Source organism: Clostridium sp. DSM 8431 (assembly GCF_900116755.1).
In the GTDB taxonomy this organism is placed as follows: Bacteria; Bacillota; Clostridia; order Clostridiales; family Clostridiaceae; genus Clostridium.
This window is the reverse complement of record NZ_FPBY01000037.1, coordinates 1-24,492: the sequence shown is the minus strand read 5'-3', so window position 1 is coordinate 24,492 and position 24,492 is coordinate 1. Positions and strand designations below refer to the sequence as shown.

The window sequence follows — 24,492 nt, the reverse complement described above, 5'->3', positions numbered from 1 at the left end:
GGCGCCAGGAAAAAGATGTGCTTACAGATATTTTTAAGATTCTTGCTGTTTTAGCTATAGAGTTTTGATTCACAAGGCATTCTATAAATTTCATCCATAAACTCATATCCTTTTTAGATGAAAAGATGGGGGTATGAGTACTTGATACAAAGGATTTTTTTCAGGATTTACAAAGATATCTTTGAACATTTTTGTTCTTTCCATTTTTAACTATGTATTTATTATGACAATGAGGGCAAATTAATTTTGAATCTTTTTTAATTGAGGATAATTCAATTAGTGTGCTTATATCAACAATTAATTTTCTTTTTGCGGGATTATTCATAGGTTTTATCATTTCTAATACTTCATTGTAACTATACGAATTCAAATATATCATCTCCTAAAAAATCTTTGTTAAGATGATTGACATATTTTATCACTTTTATTCATAATACAGCCTAAAATAAAAGCTACCTTTACACTTACAACTGCAAAAGTAGCTTTTAAAGACAATTATTTCTTAATAATCATATTTTCAGGTACACAAATTACTCCACTTGGAATATTAAAACTTCCATCGCTAGTTATTTTATATTCATTATTATTAATTTTACAAACAGCATTATCACTATACCCAAAACATTTTTTAAAGTCAGTATCATTATAAAAATTTCTTGTAGCTTCTACTTCATAATTAGAATAAATTTTTCCACTATCAAGCATATAAAATTTATTGCTTCCATCAGAAGTATTAATAGTAAATTCTCCTGGTTTTATTCCAATTTTTTCTAATACATTTTTAATTTGTGTATTTGTAAAGTTAGATTTAACAAAGTTACCACTTGCATCATGGGAAAGGCTTGTAATAATCTGTTCTATTCTTCCTACTTCAGCCATATCAAAACTATCTAATGCCTCTTTTCTTTTGGACATATAAACTTGTCCATTTTGGCAGGCAAAAGTAACTCTTTTACCGTTTAAATCTACTTCAAATTCTTTTCCATCAACTACCTTTAAAGTATTTGATTTATTATCTTCAATTTTATTTTCAGTAGTACTATTATTAGTTTTCTTACTATCACTTGCACTTCCTGTATCTTTTGTATCTTCTGTATTGTTTGTAGACGTTTTAGAAATTATAGTTGCATTTTCGTAAGATTTTAAAAAACTATTCTTTATTCTACTTAAGCTATCATATTTACTAAAAGCTTTTTGATTAACTTCTAAATAATCTGAAAACATAGCTTTAGATGAGTCTTTCTCCATCTTACTTCTAATAACATCATTAAAGTATCTTCCTCTTAATCTAGCATTTGCATTGCAGCTATGAATATAATTATTGTAATTATACACTTTATCACCCCTTTTAAATTGTATTTAATTATATTATCGTCATTTTTATTACAATTATAATACTTTTTTTATTTTTTACCACAAAAAGTATAAACACAAATACTACAGCAAAAAAATAGAGCATAGAATCTTTGAATTAAGATTTCATGCTCTATTTCTATTTTTTCTTATTTTGTTTTAAATATATGTATTTCTTTTTCCAATATATTAGTAACTTCATTAAGATCTATAGATGTTTTTTCAACACTTTTACTACTTCCATTGATTTCTGTTAATGATGATAAAACTTCTTCTGTTGAAGCAACTATTTGCTCTGCTATATTATATGATTTATCTACCTTTTTACCTATTACCTCTTTATCTCTATCAATTTCTTCTGTAGTTGAATTTAATATTCCTATTTTAGATGCTATATCATTGATTTCAGTTATAATTCCACCAAATGATTTTAAAGCATCATCTATAATTACCATAGACTCACTTACTTTTCCATCAACTATATTACTATCTTTTGATATTTCATTTGTTTCTCTAGAAACATCATCTATAAGTTTACTTATAACATTTACAGACTCTTTACTTTGTTCTGCTAATGTTCTTATTTGCTCAGCTACAACTGCAAAGCCTTTTCCTGCATCGCCAACTCTTGCTGATTCTATAGCAGCATTTAAGGCTAAAAGATTGGTTTGTTCTGCAATATCATTAATAAAATTAGTAATTGAACTTATTTCTCTTACAGTATTACTAAGTACAAATACTTTATTAGTAAATGATTTTATTAATGTATTAACATGAGTAAAAGCTTCTGATAATTCATCCATTTTTACTGTACCATCATTAGTTTTTTCTATAATTATACCTGCACTATTATCTAAGAAAGATACATTATTTATAAATTCTGAAATCTTAGTTGAAAATTCATTAAGAATAGTATTAATGTCACGTAAATCATCAGCCTGCTCTTCTACTCCATTAGTTATATTTTCAACAGCTAAATGAACATTATCAACTGCTGCTGATAATTCTGAAGATATATAGTTTAGATTTTCAACCTTTCCATCTATATCTTTACTGTTACTCTTAAGTCCATTTATAATATTATTAAAGTTCTGTAATGTCTTATTAAGAGACGCCTTCATATCATCAAATTCATTATTGTATTTACATTCAAGCTCTATATTTAATTCACCTTCAGATACTCTCTTCAATGTTTTGTTAATATATCTTACTTGTCTATCAAATATCTTAATTACAATTATAGCTAAACTTATAAATATAGCTAGTGAACTAGCTATTATTACAACATATACTATAGTTGCTACTTTAGCCTTATCTGTTGATGCATCATAATCATGTTTTGCCCAATAATCTAAATAGTCTAAGATTGCATTAATGTTATTAGATAATATTGTTTCATTTTCATCCATTTCATCTATAATATTATCGACTATTCCTTCCCCATTCTTATATTGATTTACATTCATTAAAGTAAGATCATAATATTTTTTATATGATGATTCTATGTTTTTAACGTAATTTTCTTCTTCTTCATAATCAGTTTCATTATATTTGTCTATATTTTGAGTAACTTTTTTATTAAGCTCTTCTATTCTATCTGTATATTCCTCTTTATATCCATCCTTAACCTCTAAATTAATTACCTTCATCTCAAGAAAACTACTATTTATTTCATGTATAAGATCATTATAACCTTTATATGAACAAATATACATAGTATCCTCTGCCATTGCCTTCCCTATATATGTACCAACAATACCAGTTATTAAAGTAAATGATGCTGCTATAATACACAATATTTCTATTACCCTTTTCATCCTCATTTTTGAAATAATCTTTTCCAACCAAAACTTCACCCTTCCAATAAACTCATAATATTATCGTTACTTTTCTTTTCCTTTTAATACCATTTTACTTTTTGCGAAATTATTTTATTGAAGGCTACTTTTTTATTGAAATCTTAAAAATTTCCTCGCATCATCACAAAAAATATCGAAAACACATGCACATTATAACAAAAAATAATTTCATATAAGTGATAGTCCAAATTTTATATTGGGCAACTGGAACTTATTCAGTAAGCGTTTGTAAGTCGAGTTTCCTTTGAATTTTTGCTTTTAGGTTCTTTCTCAGGCACTATATTTTTTCTTTTTAACGTATTGAAGAAATTGCATAACTAAAAGCCTATAGCAATCAGTGCTCGCTATTAAAAAAATTAAATTTTCTACATGTTAAAAATAGAGTAAAAATACATTTCACTCCATTTATAAATTTCTATATTCTAATTTTCTTTTTATCTAAAAATATAGATATAATATCACTTAAGATAAATATTATCAAAGCCATTATACATAGCATAACTTGTCCATATGCATCTTCTAAAACAAGCATAGAGTATCCAAGTATAACCCAGTGAGCACAATATATACCATTACAATTTTTACTCCATCTAGCAAAACACTTATAAATACCATCTGACATATTCTTTGTTATTAAGTAAATACAGCTTATCCATTGTAATACAAACACACCCATAATAATATTTCCAATTATATCGTGATGATAGTAATTAGTCTGAAATAAGTCAAATAAACCAAAATCAATTCTCTTAATATAAGTACAAAGCCATAGTGCAATTGATAAAGGTGTAGTTACAATAAATAGTTCCTTATATAATTTATCTTTATCAGTACATCTAATTAGCTTATTTGCAAATATGTATCCAATTATAGGATAAAAAATCCAATTCAAAAATGGAAACCATGAATAATCATCTGTTCCACATATAAGACCAAAAATAGAATTAAAAACTTCATTTTCTACCGTTAATCTACTTAATAATAATCCTAAAGAAGAAAATACAGCCCATAATATTATTAAGTACTTATCTTTAATTTTATATTTCTTTACAATTGCAAAAAACATAAATGCTAATGCTGCGAATGCCAAAATCTCAATACCAAATAATGAATCCCATGCTTCTGTTATTGAAGCTGGATCATTGTCCATTTTTCCAATAATCATATATGGTATAAAATCCCTTACAAAATTTAATGCATATGATAATACAAATAGTTTACATCCTCTAGTGAAGGTTACTTTAGCTGTACTCTTTTTAGAATATACTAGCCCTGCTCCAAGAAGAAACATAAACACTGGTGCTGCTGGAGGACTTCCTAAAAATTCTATTATTTCGGAAAATATAGTTCCTTTAACATCTTCTCCATACACCTCATACACATGAACAAGTACCATGAATATCACTGCCACCCCTTTAGCAATATCCAATTCTCTCTGTCTGCCTGAATTTACTTTTTCCTCTGCAAAAATACCCAAATCATTCCCCTCTTCCTTTGTAATATTTTCCAGTTTTTTACTAGACATTTCTAAATGTATCATCCACTACTATTTATGTCAACATTCTTTTAAGGCATTTTTAAATATTTTTATATTTTTTATAAAATTTATCTTTCAACCAAACCTTTTTATGACGCATTGCAACATTTTATCGCATTTTTTATGTGAAATAATTTTATACAATAAATATTTCCTCAAGCAAAAATGGACACCCCTTATTCAACTTCAAGGGATGTCCATTTACATCAAATAATCAATTTTAAAATTCTAAATTCACTGTTTCTAAATCTTCAGGCACAAAAATTTCACCTTTGAAATTAACTGCGGCCTCTTCTCTATAATGTTTTTTTCTTTCTTCTAAATTAGAATCTTCAGTATGATACAAAAGTAAAGCTTTAGCTCCTAAATTCTCTGCTAATAAACCAGCATCTAAAGCTGTACTATGGTGCTTTTCATAAGGCTTAAAAACTTCTCTATCGTTATATAAACAATAAGCTTCAGATAAAAGTAAATCACATTTATCCATATACTTTTTATTTTCTTCATTAAATGGCTCATCACCAAGGCAAACTACTTTTCTGCCATTAGGTAATATAGCCGCAAAGCCAAACTGTTTAGCTTTTGTAGATCTTATATCAAAAAAGTTGAATTTTATTCCACCTATTTCTTTTTTGTAATCATCCTTAACTTCAATAATATTTATTCTTTCATCCATAGTTTTTAAAAGTTTTTTAGTTAACATCATTTTGCAGAATACTTGTAATATTTCCTTCACTTCATCATGACAATATATATTAAAGTCTCCTTCATATTTTCCACTATTCATTAATGCTGCTATTTTTCTAATAACCCAGATAGCTCCTAGTACATGATCAGTATGTCCATGAGTTACAAACATATTTCTAATATTATTATAAGGAATTTGTGCTTTTTCTAATTGCACCATTATTCCATTTCCACCACCTGCATCAACTAAAAAATATTCATCTCCATTTCTTATAGCAAAACATGTATTATAACATTTTGTTACCATAGCATGTCCAGTTCCTAGCATGATTAATTCTAATTTCATAATTATTTCCTCCTAAGTTTTATTAAATATAAAAACAAATTAACCTTAAATATTAAGCAATATTTTAGGAGGATTTTTTATGTTCTCTAAAAATCCTCTTTTTATTGCTAAGTTATTATCTAAATAATTCTCCATAGAAACATATACAATAAGCCTTCTATAATTAATAAAGGTATCTATTTCCTTTATAAAAACTTCATCTAGATAATTTTCTTCTCTATACCCTTTAATAAAAGTCTCTAAAAAATTAGTTGAAAATTTTTCATTAGTTATTGGCTTATAAATGCCTCCGCATTCATTAAACATAACTCTTTGAATAATAGAAACTATATCATTAATAAAAAATTGACAGGAAGCAAATTCAAAATCAATTAAAGTTATTTTCTTATCATTTACTAAAATATTATTTTCATGATTATCATTATGAATAAAACCATAAGTATCTCTATTTATAGGCATTGAAGACATCTTTTTTAGAACTTCTAAAAGCTCTCCTTTAACTATTTCATTTTTGCATTTATTATAAAAGTTATCAACTTCATCAATAAACCCAAATTCATACTGAAAGCTAGATATATTCTTCCATATTCTAAACTTTTTTGAAGCATTATGAGCTTTCCCTATAATCTTACCCCAATTATAAATTAGTTCATCAGTTAAATCTTCAAATTTAATAGGTGACTTTCCCTTTACAAACATCATTGTATAGGCTATATATGTATATTTTTTATCACAAAAAAACTCATATAGTTTTCCTTTATTATTTAATATAGGGTAAGTTATATTTATTCCTTTAAGCACTAAAAATTTTGCATATTCAAATCGTTCTTTAAATGCTATGTAATTTTCTTTTTTATTTAAAGGCACAGCTAAAATCTTTAAAACTCTCTCTCCATACTTAGTGTTATAAGTATAAACTATTCCATCTGAGTCCTTTCGTCCACCACCCAAAAAACTAAGCTGCGACCTAGAAATCCCATAAGGCTTGCATAATTTATCTAAAATTTCATCAGAAACCTCAACCATAATATTTCTCCTTTAATTTTTTATACCTAAGTAATATTATGATTTCTTAAATTATAAATTTCAATATATTTCTATTCACTTCTTAAAGAATCTACAGGATCAAGCTTTGCTGCTTTTACTGCTGGTATTAATCCTGCTGCTGCACATATAACTATACTTACTGCAATGCCTAAAAGAAGATAAGATGCTTTTATTACTAAAACATCTATATAAAAATGTCTATATACTATAGGATTAATTATATATGATAACAAAAAGGATACTAAAATTCCCAAAATGCCACTTCCAACTCCTATAAGTATAGATTCAGAAATGAAAATTCTCCTTATATCTTTACTTCTAGCTCCTATAGCTCTTAAAAGTCCTATTTCTTTTGTCCTTTCAGACACACTTATTCTTAAAACCACAATAATCATAATAGCTGAAACAACTAAGGATATTGCCGCAATTCCTGCTAATACATAAGTCATAAGCTTTAACATTGTAAGAAGTTTTTCTCCCATTATCTCTTGAGGTGACCCTTCATAACCTAAATCTTTAATTAATTTTTTTATATGTACAGCATTACTCTCACTATCTGCTTCTAAATACATTTTAGTTGGCTCTAAATCATAATTATATTCTTTTGCTATTTCCTTTAAATCATCATAATTTACATAAATTATAGTAGTTTCTTCAGAAGGCGCTCCTGCATCAGAGGAAAAGATTCCACTTACCTTAAAATCAGATTCAATGAAAGATGTTCCTAAAATCAATTCCACTGACACATCTTCATCTATTATTTCTGAAGTTTCTACTGATAAGTCATCTAATATTCTTTCACTTATTAATATTTCATTTTTTTCAGGCCTTCTGCCTTCAATAATATTCTCCTCTGTAATACTTTTAGACATACTATTTACCATTAATATCATACTTTCATCATCATTAAATTTTAAAAATGCAGACCCAATGGAAACCATACTGAAGCCCTTTTCTGTTCCAACAACATTTTTTAAAGATGATAAAAGCTTTATATCATTCTCTTCAAAATTTTTTCCTGCTCCCATAACAGACATAACCATTTTTGTGGGATCATCATCTGTTTTCATATTAACTTCTACAATAAGTGGATTCATATATTGATAAATAATACTACTAAAATAAGATTTTAGTCCATTACCTAAACCAAGCATAAGTATAATACTCATAATACCGATACTTACACCAAAAAGCATAAGTATATTTCTGCTTAACTTCTCTTTCATATTTTTTTCTGAAATTTTTATAGCAGACATAAAGCTTAAATTACCTTTGTTTTCTTCACTCCACTTTTCTGTATTCTTTAATATAAAAGTTTCTCTATTTTTACTATCTTCAATAATTTTACCATCCTTTAATTTAATTATCCTATTAGAATAGGAAGCTACTAAGTCTGAATGAGTTACCAGTATTACAAGTTTTCCCCTTTTAGCTATACCTCTTATTATGTCTAAAACATGTTCTGTAGTTTCTTGATCTAAAGCTCCTGTTGGTTCATCTGCCACTATGATTTCTGGATTATTTATAAGAGCTCTTGCAATTGCTACCCTCTGTCTTTGACCTCCTGATAATTCATTAGGCTTTTTATTTAAGTGATCTATTAACCCAACTTCCTTAAGGGCACTTATGGCACGTTTTCTTCTTTCTTCTCTATTTATGTTAGAAAGCCTTAAAGCTATTGTTACATTATCTAAAATAGATAAATGAGAAATTAAATTGCAGCTTTGAAATACGAAGCCTATTTTATTTTTTCTATAACTATCTAATTCCTCTTTAGAAAACTCACTTACATCTCTTCCTTTAAAACTTAACCTTCCACTAAAGTCCGAATCAAGTCCTCCTATAATATTCATCATAGTAGACTTTCCACTGCCAGATTCCCCTACTATAGATATCATCTCACCTTTTTCAAAATCCAGACTAACATCTTTTAAAACATGGCAGTAATCATCTTCATTTATTTTATAATACTTATTTACCTTCCTTAATTGTAAAAAACTCAATTTTCAAACTTCCTCCTCTGTATATTCCCACTTTTCCTTCCCTATTCAGTATACCCAGCAATGTTACTAATAATTAGTATTGCCATTATTAAAATTAAAATAGCTGCTGCTGAAAATAAAATTACACTTTTATTTTTCTTAATAAAACTTATTGAATCTTCTCCCTTATCAATATCCTTAAGCTTAATCTCATCATCAAAATTAATTTCTTTAACCTTTATCATCTCTTTATTTTTCATAAATACATACCTCCGAGCTTGAATTATTTTATAATATGTATATTATTAAATTAATTTTTATATACCTTTTACCCTTTCTAAAGTATCTAATTACTATATTTATCCAGATAACAATTAGATACTTTAGAAATATACATAATAAAAATAGGATTCAAATACTTGAATCCTATTTTTGCTTTGTACTAAAAATCTATATTATTTTTTAATTCTTACTACTCTTTATATTAACAAATATAGTAGTTATAAGTCCTCCATATAATACTACAGCCCCAAATGTTAAAAATCCAATTGCTGACATTGTCATTTATACTTCACCACCTTCAATTAAGTTGTCATTTTTCCAAGGTTTCCTGCTTATTATTAAAGCCAAAATAATAGCAAAAGCTACTATAGACCATCCATAAGCCACTGTCTCCATACGAGTATATCCACCATAAGCTTCTTTAAACTCATTAATTAAACTACTTACTAGCATTACTGAAAGAATAGTTGGTGTAACAAATTTTATTACAAATTCCCACCACTTTCCTATACTGAAGTAAGATACTGAATTTGTGTGTTCACGAATAGTTCTAGGTCCTACAACCCATCCTATAAATACTGATTCTAGAAGGCCTATTACAACAATTCCATAATTATTGATGAAATTATCAACAATATCTAATATGTATATACCAGCTCCACTAGAATAAATAGTACTTACTAAAAATCCTGCTCCACATATTAATGAAACAACCTTTTTTCTCTCCCATCCAGTTTTCTCAATAATTGGTGCAGATACTGCTTCTACTAATGATACTGAAGAAGTTAATCCTGCAAAAAGTAAACATGTAAAGAATAAAACTCCTAGTATACTTCCCCATATTCCTGGAATTACTGAAAATACCTTTGGGAAAACTATAAAGGCTAAACCTATTCCTCCTGAAACAACTTCATCTATTGGTACATTAGATGCATTTGCCATAAATCCTAATATAGAAAAAACTCCAATTGCACATAAAAACTCAAAACCACAATTAGCAAAGGCAGTCATAAAGGCAGTGTTATTTATATCTGTATTATCTGGAAGATAACTTGAATATGTAACCATTATTCCCATACCTACACTTAAAGAAAAGAATACTTGTCCATAAGCTGCTATCCAAACATCAAGATCTTTTACCTTATTCCAATCAGGAGTAAATAGCTTATTTAAACCTAAAGTTGCTCCTTCTAAAGATACACCTTTAATTACAATTATTATCATTATAAATATTAATAAAGGTAATAATACTCTGTTTAATTTTTCAATACCTTTTTTAATACCTCTATAACATATAAACCAGTTAACAGCCCATAATATAGCTATTCCTATTAATATGGACCATATAATATGTCCCATTTCAAAAGGCGATGAAGTTACATTTAAAAAGTCATTATAAAAATAAGCATTTGTATCTTCTCCCCATCCTTTACTAAAGCTTAAAGTAAAATACTTTATTGTTAAACTTAATATCATCCCATAATATGCTAAAATTAAAAATGCATTTATTGTTGGCCACCAACCAACCCATTCCCATTTTTTATTTCCTCTTGCAAGAGCTAAAGGCGTAGCAGCTCTAAACTTATGTCCTACTCCGTATTCAAGAATTAATAAAGGTATAGCTGCTGTAATAATAGCTATAAAATATGGAACTAAGAAAGCTCCTCCCCCATTGCTATATACTAAGTAAGGAAATCTCCATATGTTTCCTAAACCTACTGCTGAGCCAACAGCTGCAAGAATAAAACCCATCTTGCTTCCCCATTGCTCTCTATTTTCTTTCATATTTATCCCCTTCTTTTACTTTTTATGTATTTTATCAATATAATAATATATATTAAATCATTTTTGCTTTTTAATCAATATATATATATTTTTTTAATATCTTTTGAAAAATAACGACTTTCACTTAAAACTTTATCATTTCAATCCTTTAATTCTTCTTATTTTTTATAACCTTATTAATTATATTTTTGAGTATAAAATCATAAAAAGGTCCTAGTAGTTATTAATAACTACCAGAACCTTTTTATAAATTTATAATTTTTTATTTATTTCCACCTATTGAAACTAAATCAGATGAATAAGCTTGAAGTTTAGCTTTTAATTCAGTATTAATTTCTGCTGAAGTGTCATCTGCTGAAGTGAATTGCCACTTAAAGTCTCCTCCATTAACTCTTCCTGCATATTTTGTTACATTTTCTTTTGCATCTTCTGGGCTTTGTGCATTATACTTATACATTGTAGCTGCTGTATCAAAGTTATTATAAGTTGTACCACCACTTATAGTTTTATATGAAGATGATACCTTTTCATTTCTTGATGAAGCTAGGTATGCATCAAATTGAGTGCTGTCTTGTTGTGCATATACAAGTCTCTTAGCTCCTTCTATGTGGTTATTGTATGCCTTAATCATACCACCTGCTTCACCTGAGAAAGTACCTTTAGCTATTTCATAAATATCAGTTCCTTGCATAGATGATAACATTGGGTATTTACAATTTCTATAGAAGTTTGATTCTACAAAGGCTGAACTTCCTTTTGTAACTCCAACTCCATACTTAGCATTTCCATCAAAGTAGTTGTTGTATATATGAACTGTACCAACTCTTATTCTTGGATGTCTTGAATCTGAATGATCAAACCAGTTATGATGATATGTTACATGGAAATCTTCAGTATCACTCATACCACAAAGTGAACATTTTCCTGAATCATAGTAATGATTATATGATACTGTTACATAATCTGATTTAGCCTTTACATCAGTAGAGCCATCACCTTTAACTTGGTCTTTATCACTTCCTGGCTTTCCATAGAAAATATCATTGTTATGAATCCAGATATTTTCGTTATTTGAATCTAGTGAAATACCATCATCAGGGAAAAGCATAACTCCTAAATTTCTAACTTCAACATTATGAGCATCTCTTATTAAAAGTCCCCATCCATTAATTGTTGCATCTTCACCAACACCTTCAAATGTTAAATTATAACATCCTTTAATTTGTACATATCCACTAGAATTTAAACCACTTATATCTGCACCTTTAATTTCACCTTCCATACGTATTATTAATGGTGTTTTATCATATCCTTTTTGACGTTTAGCTAAAATATCAACTAATCCTGTACATGTAGTAATCTTTCCTTTTGCATTAGTAATTACATCCATCTTAACGCTGTTTACGTTTTCAGAAGATACATATAAAATCTTTGCATTACTCTTTACTGTACCATCATCATTATATCCACCTGAAGCCGTACCATTAGGTGACTCTTTAGAGAATGCAAAACCTTCTCTTACATTAGCTGCTACACTTATTGAGCTTGTTACAGCCTGCTTTGAAGTATCTTCTTTTCCATTCATTAATGGAACAACTTTTAGTACATAGTTACCAGCTTTAAGTCCCATTGCATCTGCTCTAAAATAAGAAGGATATTCTCTTATTAGTTCATTATCTAATTTTGTATAAGTTGAATCAGATGCATTAGCTGCTTTAACGTAAACATTGTATCCTGTTGCTCCTGAAACTGCACTCCATTCAACGTTTGCATTTTCCATATCTCCATTAGTTTCTAAAATAACAACTGAGCTTTGAGTAGCTTTAGCAACACTTGTAGATGTAGCTACAGCTTGTACACTACTTGTTTTGGCTGATGCATTTATATTTTGTACTACCACCATTGTTGATGCTAAAGAAGCAGCCATAACTATAACTGAAATCCTTTTCAATCCATTGTTTATTTTACCATTATTGTTCATAAAAACGCCCTCTTTCAATTAATATTCACACATTCATATCTTGTATACATTTATATTCTCATTTTTTTCATGTTTTGTCAAAGTTTAAAATATTCTTAAAATTATGAGATTTATTTAATTTTTTTGAATTTTACTCCTTTTTGCGCCATTTATCCCTTTAATTCTTAATTTTTTTCTATAATTCAATAACTATAAACTTTTTGTTGTATATTAGCCTTTAAGTATCAGCCCAGATTTTATCCTTGGGTGAATTACTAAATACAGTCATAAGTAAAACTAGCTATTCTAAACATCGGCCATTGCCCTTTAAAATTTGTATTTTTATAAGAATTCTCCCTATTTATAAACATTTAAATAACCATAACTAATTAGATCATATTTACTTAAAGCACTATTATTCTTGAAACATTAAAACTCTTAAAACTATGCTTTCCCTTTAGAATGATTATATAATTTAGCTTACAATAGAAATATAAACTACCATTAGCCTCTCTATATTAATCAGTATTTAAATTTCTTATATGGCCTGAAAAGCATCTAGCACCACCTAAATTTATCCTAAGCTATAAGCTTAACTACTTCCCCTCATACTTTCTCCTATTAGCGCACTTTTAAACCTTTAGGAAACACTAGAAAAAGCTCAAGGCAACTTTAATTACCTTGAGCTTTCTTATATATTATTTTTAATTAACACTAATTACTTTATCTTCATAATAAACAAGAACCTTAGAAACATCATTATTTCCTTCAAATCTTGTCCAATCATTTTTAGCTATAGTTAAATCTATTTTCATTGTAGCTTTATTATTTAATACACCATCTTCAAAAGAAATTTCAGCATAATCTTTAGCATTATCTTCTTTATTAAAACTTACTGATGCATTAACAGGAGCATACCATGGAGCTACTGTATAATTTATTCCTCCATAAATAAAGGATTTAAAAGATTCTGCTTTATCTCCATTAAAATAGTAACGTACCTTTAACTTAGATAAATCATACCTATCTGTAGAATCTGTAGTTATATCTATATTAGTTTTAATATTTTCACCATAAGAAACATTATAAGCCTTTGCATCTATAGTCTTTAAACTCACATCATTCTTAATATCTGAATCTGGCTTTTCTACCACTTCAGACACTTTTTCAGTTTCTTTTTCCTCTTCTTTATCTACTACTTTTTTTTACGTTAACAGCTAGAGTATTTACTTTATTATTTGCAGAGAATCTTGCACCAATAATACCTTCATCACTTGAAAATGTAGCATACTTACTTGAAGATGATACTATAGCAGCTCCATTTGTATTAATAGTTCCATCTTCATTTCTCCATAGCTTATCAAAGTCTGTTCCAACCTTTGCTATATTAGTACTAACAAAGTCTGAAGCCTCTACCCCTGTAGAAATTGCTTCACCTCTAGTTACTGAAGATCCAGTATCCATAGCTTGTGCATCTGTTACCTTATACCACTTCTTACTGTTATTTAATATTAAATGATCTCCTGTTAAATTTACATACTTATCTGAAGTTCCATTAGTTGTATATGATATACAGTTTGAAGCAAAAGCACCCTTACATCTATATAAACTAAAGTTGTTCTTTCCACCGCCTTTATTGTTATCAAATGCAGTACAGTTAACAACCTTTATTGCTTCTGGATTATTATTATCAGTAAATCCATGGTGTAAATTTTCTATTGCAATACAGTTTTCTACAACATGTGGAGTACCAACTCCTGAACCCCCAAGTTTAAATCCATTTCCATCACAGCTTGACTTAGTAGTTCCATCTTCAGTCATACCATTTCTCATTGCAATACAGTTTCTAATAGTTACTATACCAATTGGACCAGTTGCTGACTTAGCAAATAAATCCCATCCATCATCACTATTGTTATATGAAATACATCCATCAAATACATTTCCATCTCCACAAGTAAGCTTAGAAGCAAATCCATCTGCATTTTCATAAGTTGCAGGGTCACAGTTATTCTTTGAAGTGCAGTTTAATATTTTATTATAGCTTGGCCATTCATTATAGTTAGTAACTGATGAACTTCTTCTACTAATTTGAAGACCAGTATCTCTATTTCCATCAAATATACATCTTTCAATTACATTATGGCTTCCTGATAACATCATACCATTATCAGCAGCTCCCTTAATTGTAATATTAGCTATATACCAATAGTTTGCATTCATTTGAATACCTCTTGCATTAAGTGAAGTATCCTTTGTATTATAAGCTTCCGAAGAGAAATCTAAAACAACTTTAGCTCCCTTACATCCCTTTAATACGTTATAAGCATCTTTAGTACCACTGTTATTTATAGTTAATACATGATCAAAAGAGTAAGTTCCTTCTTCTAAAAGTATTGAAGAGGCTTTTCTTTCTGCAACATTTTGAAGCGCACTTTCTAAATCTAAAGGTTTTGCATATGTTCCATCATTAGATGCATTTCCATTAGGCGCTGCATAAACTACACCTTCAAAAGCACTATCATCAGCATTCATAAGTCCTGTTGTCATTCCTGTAGCTTCAATTTTTCCAATATTAACATTTTCAGCAGGAGTTTCTGGTTTTTCTGGCTTTGTTGGATTTTCTGGCTTTGTTGGTTCTGTAGGAGTCACCTCTTTATCTCCATATGATACTGCCATATAAAAGATATTACCTGAATCAACCTTAGCTATTGAATGTTCACCTGCTGCTAATTTTGTAGTTAATATACCATTTGATGCAGTAACTTTACTTCCATCAATCATAATATTTTTATTAAATCCATCATTAAATACTAATGTTAATTCTGCTTCTTTTGTTGTAGTAAATGTAATACTTGTAGATGATTCTACTTTTAAACATTGAGTTAATGATAAACCATTATAAGTTGTACTTCCTTTACTTGTTGAAAGTGAACCTTTTATATTAAAGAATGAACTTTTAAGCCCATCAGTTGTAAAGTTATGAACTGCTGAAGCTGTATTTGTTTCTTCACTTTTAGTTGGTTCTTCTGGTTTTACTGGATCTTCCTTTTCTTCTGGCACTGATGCTATTTCTTTTATTGAATTTCCTCCAATACTTACTACATCAGATTTATAAGCTTTAATTTTAGCCATTAAATCTGCATTTAAACTGTAAGATTCATCATCAGCTTCTGTAAACTGCCATGAGAAGTCTCCACCATTAACTCTTCCTGCATAAGACATAACTTTTTCCTTTGCTTCTTCTGGAGAATCTACATTATAACTATACATACTAGCTGCAGTATCAAAGTTATTATAATTAGTACCACCAGATACAGTCTTATAAGAAGAAGGTACTTTTTCATCTCTAGTAGAAGCTAAATATGCATCAAATTGAGTTGCATCATCATTTGCATATACAAGTCTCTTAGCTCCTTCAATGTGGTTATTGTATGCCTTAATCATACCACCTGCTTCACCTGAGAATGTTCCCTTTGTATCATAAAATACATCAGTACCTTGTCTTGAAATTAACATTGGATTTTTACAGTTTCTAAAGTAATTTCCTTCAACAAAAGCTGAACTTCCCTTAGTAACTCCTACACCATACTTAGCATTTCCATCAAAGTAGTTGTTGTATATATGAACTGTACCAACTCTTATTCTTGGATGTCTTGAATCTGAGTGATCAAACCAGTTATGATGATATGTCACATGGAATTCTTCTGAATCTCCCATACCACAAAGTGAACATTTTCCTGAATCATAGTAATGGTTATATGAAACTGTAACATAATCTGATTTTCCCTTTACATCTGTAGATCCATCACCTTTTGCTTGGTCTTTATCACTTCCAGCTGTTCCATAGAATATATCATTATTATGAACCCATACATTAGTATTGTTTGTATCTAATGAAATACCATCATCAGGGAATAACATAACACCAATATTTCTAAGTTCAAGATTATTTACATCTCTTATTAAGAATCCCCATCCATTAGCTGTTGCATCTTCTCCAACACCTTCAAATGTTACATTATAGCATCCCTTTAATTGAATATATCCACTGCTGTTTAATCCAGAAATATCAGAAGCTTTAACTTCACCAACCATACGAATAATTAATGGAGTTTTATCATATCCTTTTTGACGTGCTGCTAGTATATTAGTAAGACCTACGCATGTTGTTTTAGTTCCTTTTGAATTAGTTACAACATCATTAGTTACAGTATTTGCAGTATCCTTAGTTACATAAATTATTTCTGCATTTGAAGGTACTGTACCATCATCATTATATCCACCTGAAGCTGTACCATTAGGTGATTCTTTAGAGAAAGCAAAACCTTCTCTATTATTAGCTTTAACACTTAAGCTATCAGTTACAGCTGCCTTTTCTTTATCTTCACTTCCATTTATTATTGGAACTATCTTTAGAGTGTAATTTCCTTCTTTTAATCCTATTACATCAGCTCTAAAATATGAACTATATTGTCTTATTAATTCATTATCTATTTGTTTATATTTATTATCCTCTTCTCCTGAAGCCTTGTAGTAAACATTATAACCTGTTGCATTAGAAACCCCTTGCCACTCAGCATAAGCAGTTTCTAGATCTCCCTTACTTTCAACTACAAATACCTTGCTTGAAGTAGCTACCTTTCCTGCAGTTACTGTACTTGTAGAAGCAGCATTACTTAAATAAGATACTGCTGTTGTATTTATACCTGGAATTACAACCATAGATGCTATTAAAGCAGCAGCTATAGTTTTTTCAGAAATTTTTTTGTTTCTACCCATATCTTTTCATTCTCCTTACATATTTTTTATATACTAGTATACCTTATTGTGATTATTTCAAATTATGTAAACATTGTCAACTTTAGCAATACTTATTTCTTAATGCTTTCCTTCTTCAAATCCTTATTTTTTTACTTAATTAACTATTGATTTTAATATAAAAACAAATTATATTATGAATATTTTGCAGAATCACTAGTATACATCCACTTTTTATAGTGCTTTTTTTACAAATTAATTATTTAAAGAGCTTTTTTATATTCCTAAACACCTTAATTTATGTCGTGAAATAAAACTAATTAATTATTTAAAATACTAGATTTAGAAAAAAAGCCCCCTCAAAAACCTATTGAGGGAGCCCTTAATTCCTAAATTTTAAATTTCTATTCGCATTCTTCTTTAAGATCTTTCACAAATTCAAAAGCCTTTTCTCTATTTTCATCAAGTCTTCTTACAACTGCACTTCCAACAATTACACCATCACAGTATTCTTTAACCTGTGCAACTACTTCTTTAGAAGAAATACCAAAGCCTAAACATATTGGAATTCCTGATTTTTCCTTAACCAAGTCTAAATATTCCTTTAAATCAGCTCTAAAAGAACTTCTTTCCCCTGTTGTACCTGTAGATGATACACAGTATACAAATCCCTTTGTACCTTCTACTATTTTCCATATTCTTTCTTTAGATGTAGGAGCTACAAGAGGTATTAAATATAATCCTTCTTTTTCACATTTATCCTGTAATTCTTCTCTTTCTTCTAAAGGAATATCAGGAACTATAATACCATCATATCCAGCTTCAGAAGCTTCTTTAAGGAAGGTATCTACTCCTCTTGAATATACTAAATTATAATAAACCATTATAATAAGTCCAACTTCACTTTTCTCACGTACCTTTTTTCCTAAAGTAAATACATCTTTAACCTTTGTTCCATTTTTTAAAGCTTTAACATAAGCATTTTGAATTACTTCACCATCTGCTAAAGGATCACTAAAAGGAACCCCTACTTCAATAATATCTGCTCCTGACTTTTCTAATTCAAATACATTATCTATAGTTTCCTCTAAGTTAGGTGTACCACAAGATATAAATGGTATAAGCGCTTTTTTATCTTCCTTCTTTAAATTTTCAAATATAGTATCTATTCTATTCATAACCATTGGCCTCCATAAACTTTAATATTGAATCCATGTCCTTATCTCCTCTTCCTGAGATATTAACTATTACAACGCTATCCTTAGGAAGAGTTGGTACTATTTTTCTTGCAAATGCTACTGCATGTGAACTTTCAAGAGCTGGAACTATACCTTCCATCTTAGTTAAATAAAGAAAGGCATCTACAGCTTCTTTATCTGTTACACTTTCATATTCTGCTCTTCCTATTTCTGAAAGATATGCATGTTCTGGCCCTACTGATGGATAATCAAGACCTGCTGAAATTGAATATGCTTCCTTTATCTGTCCATCATCATCCTTTAACACATAACTCATCATTCCATGTAAAACTCCCTTTTCTTTCTCAGCAAAGGCTGCTGCATGGTTACCAGTTTCAATACCTTCTCCTGCACCTTCTACCCCTATAAGCCTTACATTTTTATCATCAATAAAGGGATAGAATAATCCCATTGAATTACTTCCACCTCCAACTGGTGCTATTAAAACATCTGGAAGTCTTCCTTCCTTCTCAATAATTTGATTCTTAGCCTCTTCTCCAATAACCTTTTGAAAATCTCTAACCATTATTGGATAAGGGTGAGGTCCTGCTACAGTTCCCATGATGTAATAAGTATCTTCTACATTTGAAACCCAATATCTTATTGCTTCATTAACAGCATCTTTTAAAGTTTTATTTCCTGATGTAACACTTACAACTTCTGCTCCTAAAAGCTCCATCTTCTTAACATTTAAAGCTTGTCTTCTTATATCTTCTTCACCCATGAAAATCTTGCATTCCATTTTAAACTTAGCAGCAACTGTAGCAGTTGCAACACCATGTTGTCCTGCACCTGTTTCTGCTATTACCTTTGTTTTACCCATTCTTTTAGCTAAAAGAATTTGTCCAATAGTATTATTTATCTTATGAGCTCCTGTATGGTTACAGTCTTCTCTCTTTAAATAAACCTTGGCTCCACCTAAATCTTCTGTCATATTATCAGCAAAATATAAAGGACTTTCTCTTCCTACAAAATCTTTTAAATAGTATTTATATTCATCTATAAATTCCTTATCATCTATTGCTTTATAAAAAGCATCTTCTAATTCTATTAACGCATTCATTAAAGTTTCTGGTACATATTGTCCACCAAAATCATTAAACTTACCTTTCATGTTTTCCCCTCACTTCTTCAATTATTTTCTTTATTTTCACTGGATCTTTTCTTCTAATTCCTTTACTTATACATTCAACTCCAGAAGACACATCAATGCCATGAATATTATCTATCTTTATAGCCTCATGTATATTTTCTGTATTTATTCCTCCTGCAAGAAATATCTTTTGCTTGCCCTTAATATTTTCTAAGTATTCCCAGGGAAATACTTTTCCGCTTCCTGGGTTTTTACTATCTAAAATTAAAGTTGATACTGGAAGAGTTAGAGCTTTTTCTAAATCCTCTTTACTATTAATAGACTCACCTTTCCACACTTTAGAAGGATAGTTTTTATTAAAATACTCTATAAACTCTATATCTTCTTCTCCATGAAGCTGCACAACATCTAATGGAATATCCTTTAATATATCTTCAATAAATTCTCTTGAGTTATTCCTAAAGACTCCAACTACCTTTATATCTTTATATACTAATTCATATAAAGCTTTAGCTTCGTATTTACTAACCTTTCTTTTACTTTCTGCAAATACAAAACCTATGTAATCAGGTTTTAAAGAATTTAAAGCACTAATTTCATCTTTATGAGTTATACCACATATTTTTACTTCCATAATACTATCCTCTAAATTCATTAAAATCTTTTTTAAAGTTAGGATTATCTATATTTCTCATAAACATTTCTCCAACTAAAACTCCATCTGCTCCATAATCTCTTACAAGTTTTAAATCCTCTATTGAATGCATGCCACTTTCTGAAATAATAACTTTTTCCTTTGGCACCTTATCTATTAAATTCTTAGTTACATCTAGTGTTGTTTTAAAGGTCTTTAAATCCCTATTATTTATTCCTATAATTTCAGCGTCAGTATTAAGAGCAAATTCTAATTCCTCTTCATTATGAACTTCTACAAGAGGCATTAAATTAAACTTTCTACACTCCTCATAATACTTTTCAAGGTCTTTTCCCAGTACTGCTGCAATAAGTAATATACCGCTAGCTCCTAAAGTTTTAGCTTCATAAATTTGATAAAAATCAACTACAAAGTCCTTTCTTAATATAGGTCTTTCACTTAAAGTCTTTATTTTCTTTAAATACTCATCTTTCCCCTTGAAAAAATCCTCTTCTGTTAATACTGAATAAGCATCAACTTTAAGCTCCTTATAGTAATTAATTATTTTTTCTAAATCAAAATCTTCTACTATAATGCCTTTAGAAGGGGAAGCTTTTTTATACTCCCCTATAATAGAAAGGCCGTCTTTAGCTAAAACATCTTTAAATTTGTTTTCAAAATTCTCTGTTAAACATGCCTTTTTATAAATCTCTTCTAAAGTAATTATCTCTTTTCTTTCTTCTACTCTTTTTCTTTTCTTAGCGCAAATATCATCTAGTATCATAGCTTCACCTCATCTATGCTGATATTTCTTGAAGCTTTTTATAAGCTTTTCCTGAATCAATAAGCTCTTCTGCTAAAGCTATACCATCTTTAAATGAATCAACTATTTTAGAAACATATAAAGCTGCTGCTGAGTTTAAAACTACTATATCTCTCTTAGGTCCCTTTTCTCCCTTTAAGATATTTCTTATTATCTCTGCATTTTCCTTAGGAGTTCCACCTTCTATTTCTTTTATATCAATCTTAGCGAATCCATAATCTTCAGGATCTAATTTATATTCCTTTATTTCTCCATTATTAACTTCACATACTGTAGTTGTTGTAGTTGTTGTTATTTCATCTAGTCCATCATCACCATGAACTACCATAGCTCTATCTAAACCTAATCCATTTAAAACTTCTCCAGCTGTTCTTACAAGTTTTTCATCATAAATTTCAAGAAGCTGACCAGTTATTGGTGCTGGATTTGCAAGAGGTCCAAGTAAATTAAATAGAGTTCTTGTTCCAAGTTCTCTTCTAGCTGGTCCTACATTTTTCATAGCCTTATGATACTGTTGTGCAAAAAGGAAAGACATTCCCATATCTTCAATTCTCTTTTTACTTGTTTCCTTATCAAAGTCAATCTTAATTCCAAGTTCACTTAACACATCAGCACTTCCACTTTTACTTGATACTGCTCTATTACCATGTTTAGCTACTTTAGCTCCACCAGATGCTGCAATTATAGCTACTGTAGTTGAAATATTGAAAGTTTTTCCTCCATCTCCACCAGTTCCACAGGTATCAATTAAGTTTTCTCTATCTTCAACATCGCAAGTTTCCATATTATCTCTTAAAGCCTTAGCTGCTCCTAAAACCTCTGTTGGCGTTTCACCCTTAACTCTTAATCCTATTAAGAAACCTCCAATTTGTGTATTGTTAGCTTCTCCCCTCATAATTTCATTAATAACTTCTCTTGATTCTTCCTCTGTTAAATCTATACCATCAATAATTTTCTTTATAGCATTATCTATTTTCATAGCAAATCCCCTCCACAAAATTCTTAAGCATTCTCTTTCCCTTTGGTGTAAATACTGATTCTGGATGAAACTGAAGACCATATACTGGTTTGTCCTTTGCTTTAACTGCCATTATTACACCATCAGCTGTTTCTCCAATAACCTCTAAGCAATCTGGCAAAGTTTCTCTATCTATAACTAAAGAATGATATCTCATAACTTCTGTTTTTCTACTTACCCCTTCAAAAATATCATTACCCTTAACAGTTATTTTTGAACTTTTTCCATGAAATATTTCCTTTGCTCTAATAACCTTTCCTCCAAAGGCTAATCCTATTGATTGATGTCCAAGGCATATACCCAAAATAGGTATTTCTCCAGATAAAGTTTTAATTACTTCTACTGATATACCAGCATCTTCAGGTCTTCCTGGGCCTGGTGAAATAATTATTCCTTCTGGTTTTAAGTTTCTTATTTCATCTATTGTAATTTCATCATTTCTAACTACCTTAACTTCTGCAAACTCACTTACATATTGATATAAGTTAAAAGTGAATGAATCATAATTATCTATTAAAACTATCATCTTAATGCCTCCCTTAATGCTCCAAGTTTATTTTCTATTTCCAAGCATTCATTTTCTGGATCTGAATCATATACAAGACCGCCTCCTGCTTGAAGATAAGCAATACCTTTTTTTAATACTAAAGTTCTTATGGCAATACACATATCCATATCTCCACCAAAAGCAAAGTACCCAACAGATCCTCCATAAATTCCACGACTTCTATTTTCAAGCTCTTCAATTATTTCCATTGCTCTTATTTTGGGTGCTCCTGATAAAGTTCCAGCTGGAAGGCATGAAGCTAAGGCATCAAAACATGTTTTATCTTCCCTAAGCTTTCCTTCTACCTTAGTTGTAATGTGCATTACATGGGAGAACTTTTCAATTTTCATAAAGTCTTTAACTTCAACAGTTCCTATTTCACTTATCTTACCTATATCATTTCTTCCAAGGTCAACAAGCATTACATGTTCTGCCTTTTCCTTTTCATCAGCTAAAAGATCCTTCATAAGCATTGCATCTTCTTCATCATCTTTTCCTCTTTTTCTACTTCCTGCAATTGGATTAGTGGCAACTAATCCTCCTCTTACTGAAACAAGGCTTTCTGGTGATGAACCTATAACTTGGTATTCATCATAATCTATTAAGAACATATAAGGTGATGGATTGCTTTCTCTTAAACTTCTATAAATTTCAAGAGGCTCTTTATCTGTATCACAATACATTCTTCTTGATACTACTGCTTGGAATATATCTCCTTTAACTATATACTCCTTAACTTTTTCAACTCTCTTTTTATGATCTTCCCTGCTTGTAGAACATCTTAAACTTATATCCTTTTTTGGTGCTCTTCCCTTTTGAACAGCTATATAAGAATTTAAAATTTTCTCTAAATAATCAGCCTGAGAATTTCTAATTTCTTCAAAACCTCTTTCATCATTATTGAAAATTGTATCTACTACATAAACCTGATTAGTTAAATGGTCATAACATAAATATCTCTTATAAAAGTTAAATCTAATCATAGGGACATTTAAATCATCTTCATTTGTAAATTTAAGTTTTTTCTCATATAAAGCAATTGAATCATATCCCATATATCCAATGGCTCCACCCTTAAATGTAAAGGGATTTGTACTATAATCAAAATCTATTAATGCTTCATTTTTAATTTCTTCAATTTCCTTTAAAGTTTCACCAATTACTTCTTTATAAGGATTTTCCCCAAGAAATGAATATCTACCAAAGTGGCCTTCTCTACTTCCACCTTCAAAAATAAATTTTCTCCTTCCATTAAGTCCATTAAATAAACTAATTGGTGTTACAACATCGCCCCTAAATTCACTAATAAAAGAAAATGCTCTTTTATTTTTCTTATTTTCTTCAAACTTTTCCTTAGTCATTCCTATCATTAATAAACGCCCCCTTTTTTATAGAACAAAGTGGCTGACGCCACGCTTTTCAGCGCAGGAAGCAACTTTGTTTTACCATGCAAAAGGTTCTAAAAGTAAAATAACTTCATATTAAAATACAATTTATTTATTTTGCTTTTAGGTTCTTTTGCGGCCTACAATTATTTTTT

The 24,492-nt window shown here is 29.5% G+C and carries 20 protein-coding genes; all 20 read right to left on the bottom strand.

Annotation, left to right across the window (positions count from 1 at the left end):
* Positions 1-160: 160 nt before the first annotated feature.
* Positions 161-370 carry a transposase-like zinc-binding domain-containing protein gene (locus BM384_RS05570; RefSeq protein WP_090011907.1) on the bottom strand — a complete coding sequence of 70 codons (210 nt, stop codon included), beginning with the start codon at positions 368-370 and terminating at the stop codon, positions 161-163.
* A 125-nt stretch (positions 371-495) separates the two neighbouring features.
* Positions 496-1,335 carry a hypothetical protein gene (locus BM384_RS05565; protein WP_090011905.1) on the bottom strand — a complete coding sequence of 280 codons (840 nt, stop codon included), beginning with the start codon at positions 1,333-1,335 and terminating at the stop codon, positions 496-498.
* Positions 1,336-1,502: 167 nt separating this feature from the next.
* Positions 1,503-3,176 carry a methyl-accepting chemotaxis protein gene (locus BM384_RS05560; RefSeq protein WP_207650699.1) on the bottom strand — a complete coding sequence of 558 codons (1,674 nt, stop codon included), beginning with the start codon at positions 3,174-3,176 and terminating at the stop codon, positions 1,503-1,505.
* Between the two features lie 451 nt (positions 3,177-3,627).
* Positions 3,628-4,737 (bottom strand): acyltransferase family protein, encoded by a 1,110-nt coding sequence (locus tag BM384_RS05555; RefSeq protein ID WP_175537296.1) that lies wholly within the window; start codon positions 4,735-4,737, stop codon positions 3,628-3,630.
* A 232-nt stretch (positions 4,738-4,969) separates the two neighbouring features.
* Positions 4,970-5,782: an MBL fold metallo-hydrolase gene (locus BM384_RS05550; RefSeq protein ID WP_090011898.1), complete on the bottom strand. Its 813-nt coding sequence runs from the start codon at positions 5,780-5,782 to the stop codon at positions 4,970-4,972.
* A gap of 45 nt (positions 5,783-5,827) precedes the next feature.
* A complete protein-coding gene (locus BM384_RS05545; protein WP_090011896.1) occupies positions 5,828-6,808 on the bottom strand; it encodes a phosphotransferase enzyme family protein in 981 nt (326 codons plus the stop codon).
* 71 nt (positions 6,809-6,879) lie between these two features.
* Entirely contained in the window at positions 6,880-8,832 is a 1,953-nt protein-coding gene (locus BM384_RS05540; RefSeq protein ID WP_090011894.1) for an ABC transporter ATP-binding protein/permease, read from the bottom strand.
* A gap of 41 nt (positions 8,833-8,873) precedes the next feature.
* The gene (locus BM384_RS05535) at positions 8,874-9,071 is read right to left on the bottom strand and encodes a hypothetical protein (RefSeq protein ID WP_090011892.1); all 198 of its coding nucleotides are present in this window, start codon (positions 9,069-9,071) and stop codon (positions 8,874-8,876) included.
* Positions 9,072-9,273: 202 nt separating this feature from the next.
* Entirely contained in the window at positions 9,274-9,375 is a 102-nt protein-coding gene (locus BM384_RS17275) for a MetS family NSS transporter small subunit (RefSeq protein WP_139232050.1), read from the bottom strand.
* Positions 9,376-10,878 (bottom strand): sodium-dependent transporter, encoded by a 1,503-nt coding sequence (locus BM384_RS05530; RefSeq protein WP_090011890.1) that lies wholly within the window; start codon positions 10,876-10,878, stop codon positions 9,376-9,378.
* A 262-nt stretch (positions 10,879-11,140) separates the two neighbouring features.
* Complete coding sequence (locus BM384_RS05525) at positions 11,141-12,859, bottom strand: pectate lyase family protein (RefSeq protein WP_090011888.1); 1,719 nt, start codon at positions 12,857-12,859, stop codon at positions 11,141-11,143.
* Between the two features lie 683 nt (positions 12,860-13,542).
* Entirely contained in the window at positions 13,543-14,001 is a 459-nt protein-coding gene (locus BM384_RS05520) for a cellulose binding domain-containing protein (RefSeq protein WP_090011886.1), read from the bottom strand.
* A gap of 25 nt (positions 14,002-14,026) precedes the next feature.
* A complete protein-coding gene (locus BM384_RS05515; protein ID WP_090011884.1) occupies positions 14,027-17,620 on the bottom strand; it encodes a pectate lyase family protein in 3,594 nt (1,197 codons plus the stop codon).
* 383 nt (positions 17,621-18,003) lie between these two features.
* Complete coding sequence (gene trpA / locus BM384_RS05510) at positions 18,004-18,777, bottom strand: tryptophan synthase subunit alpha (RefSeq protein WP_090011882.1); 774 nt, start codon at positions 18,775-18,777, stop codon at positions 18,004-18,006.
* Positions 18,770-19,951 (bottom strand): tryptophan synthase subunit beta, encoded by a 1,182-nt coding sequence (trpB, locus tag BM384_RS05505; RefSeq protein ID WP_090011879.1) that lies wholly within the window; start codon positions 19,949-19,951, stop codon positions 18,770-18,772. The genes trpA and trpB overlap by 8 nt, the downstream gene beginning before the upstream one ends.
* Positions 19,941-20,564, bottom strand: coding sequence for a phosphoribosylanthranilate isomerase (locus BM384_RS05500; RefSeq protein ID WP_175537295.1), 624 nt, complete (start codon positions 20,562-20,564; stop codon positions 19,941-19,943). Before BM384_RS05500 ends, trpB begins: the two co-directional genes overlap by 11 nt.
* A 4-nt stretch (positions 20,565-20,568) precedes the next feature.
* A complete protein-coding gene (gene trpC / locus BM384_RS05495; protein ID WP_090011875.1) occupies positions 20,569-21,348 on the bottom strand; it encodes an indole-3-glycerol phosphate synthase TrpC in 780 nt (259 codons plus the stop codon).
* A 13-nt stretch (positions 21,349-21,361) separates the two neighbouring features.
* Positions 21,362-22,366: an anthranilate phosphoribosyltransferase gene (gene trpD, locus BM384_RS05490; RefSeq protein ID WP_090011873.1), complete on the bottom strand. Its 1,005-nt coding sequence runs from the start codon at positions 22,364-22,366 to the stop codon at positions 21,362-21,364.
* Positions 22,353-22,931 (bottom strand): anthranilate synthase component II, encoded by a 579-nt coding sequence (locus BM384_RS05485; protein WP_090011872.1) that lies wholly within the window; start codon positions 22,929-22,931, stop codon positions 22,353-22,355. Before BM384_RS05485 ends, trpD begins: the two co-directional genes overlap by 14 nt.
* Positions 22,928-24,322 carry an anthranilate synthase component I gene (trpE, locus tag BM384_RS05480; RefSeq protein WP_090011870.1) on the bottom strand — a complete coding sequence of 465 codons (1,395 nt, stop codon included), beginning with the start codon at positions 24,320-24,322 and terminating at the stop codon, positions 22,928-22,930. The genes BM384_RS05485 and trpE overlap by 4 nt, the downstream gene beginning before the upstream one ends.
* Between the last annotated feature and the right edge of the window lie 170 nt (positions 24,323-24,492).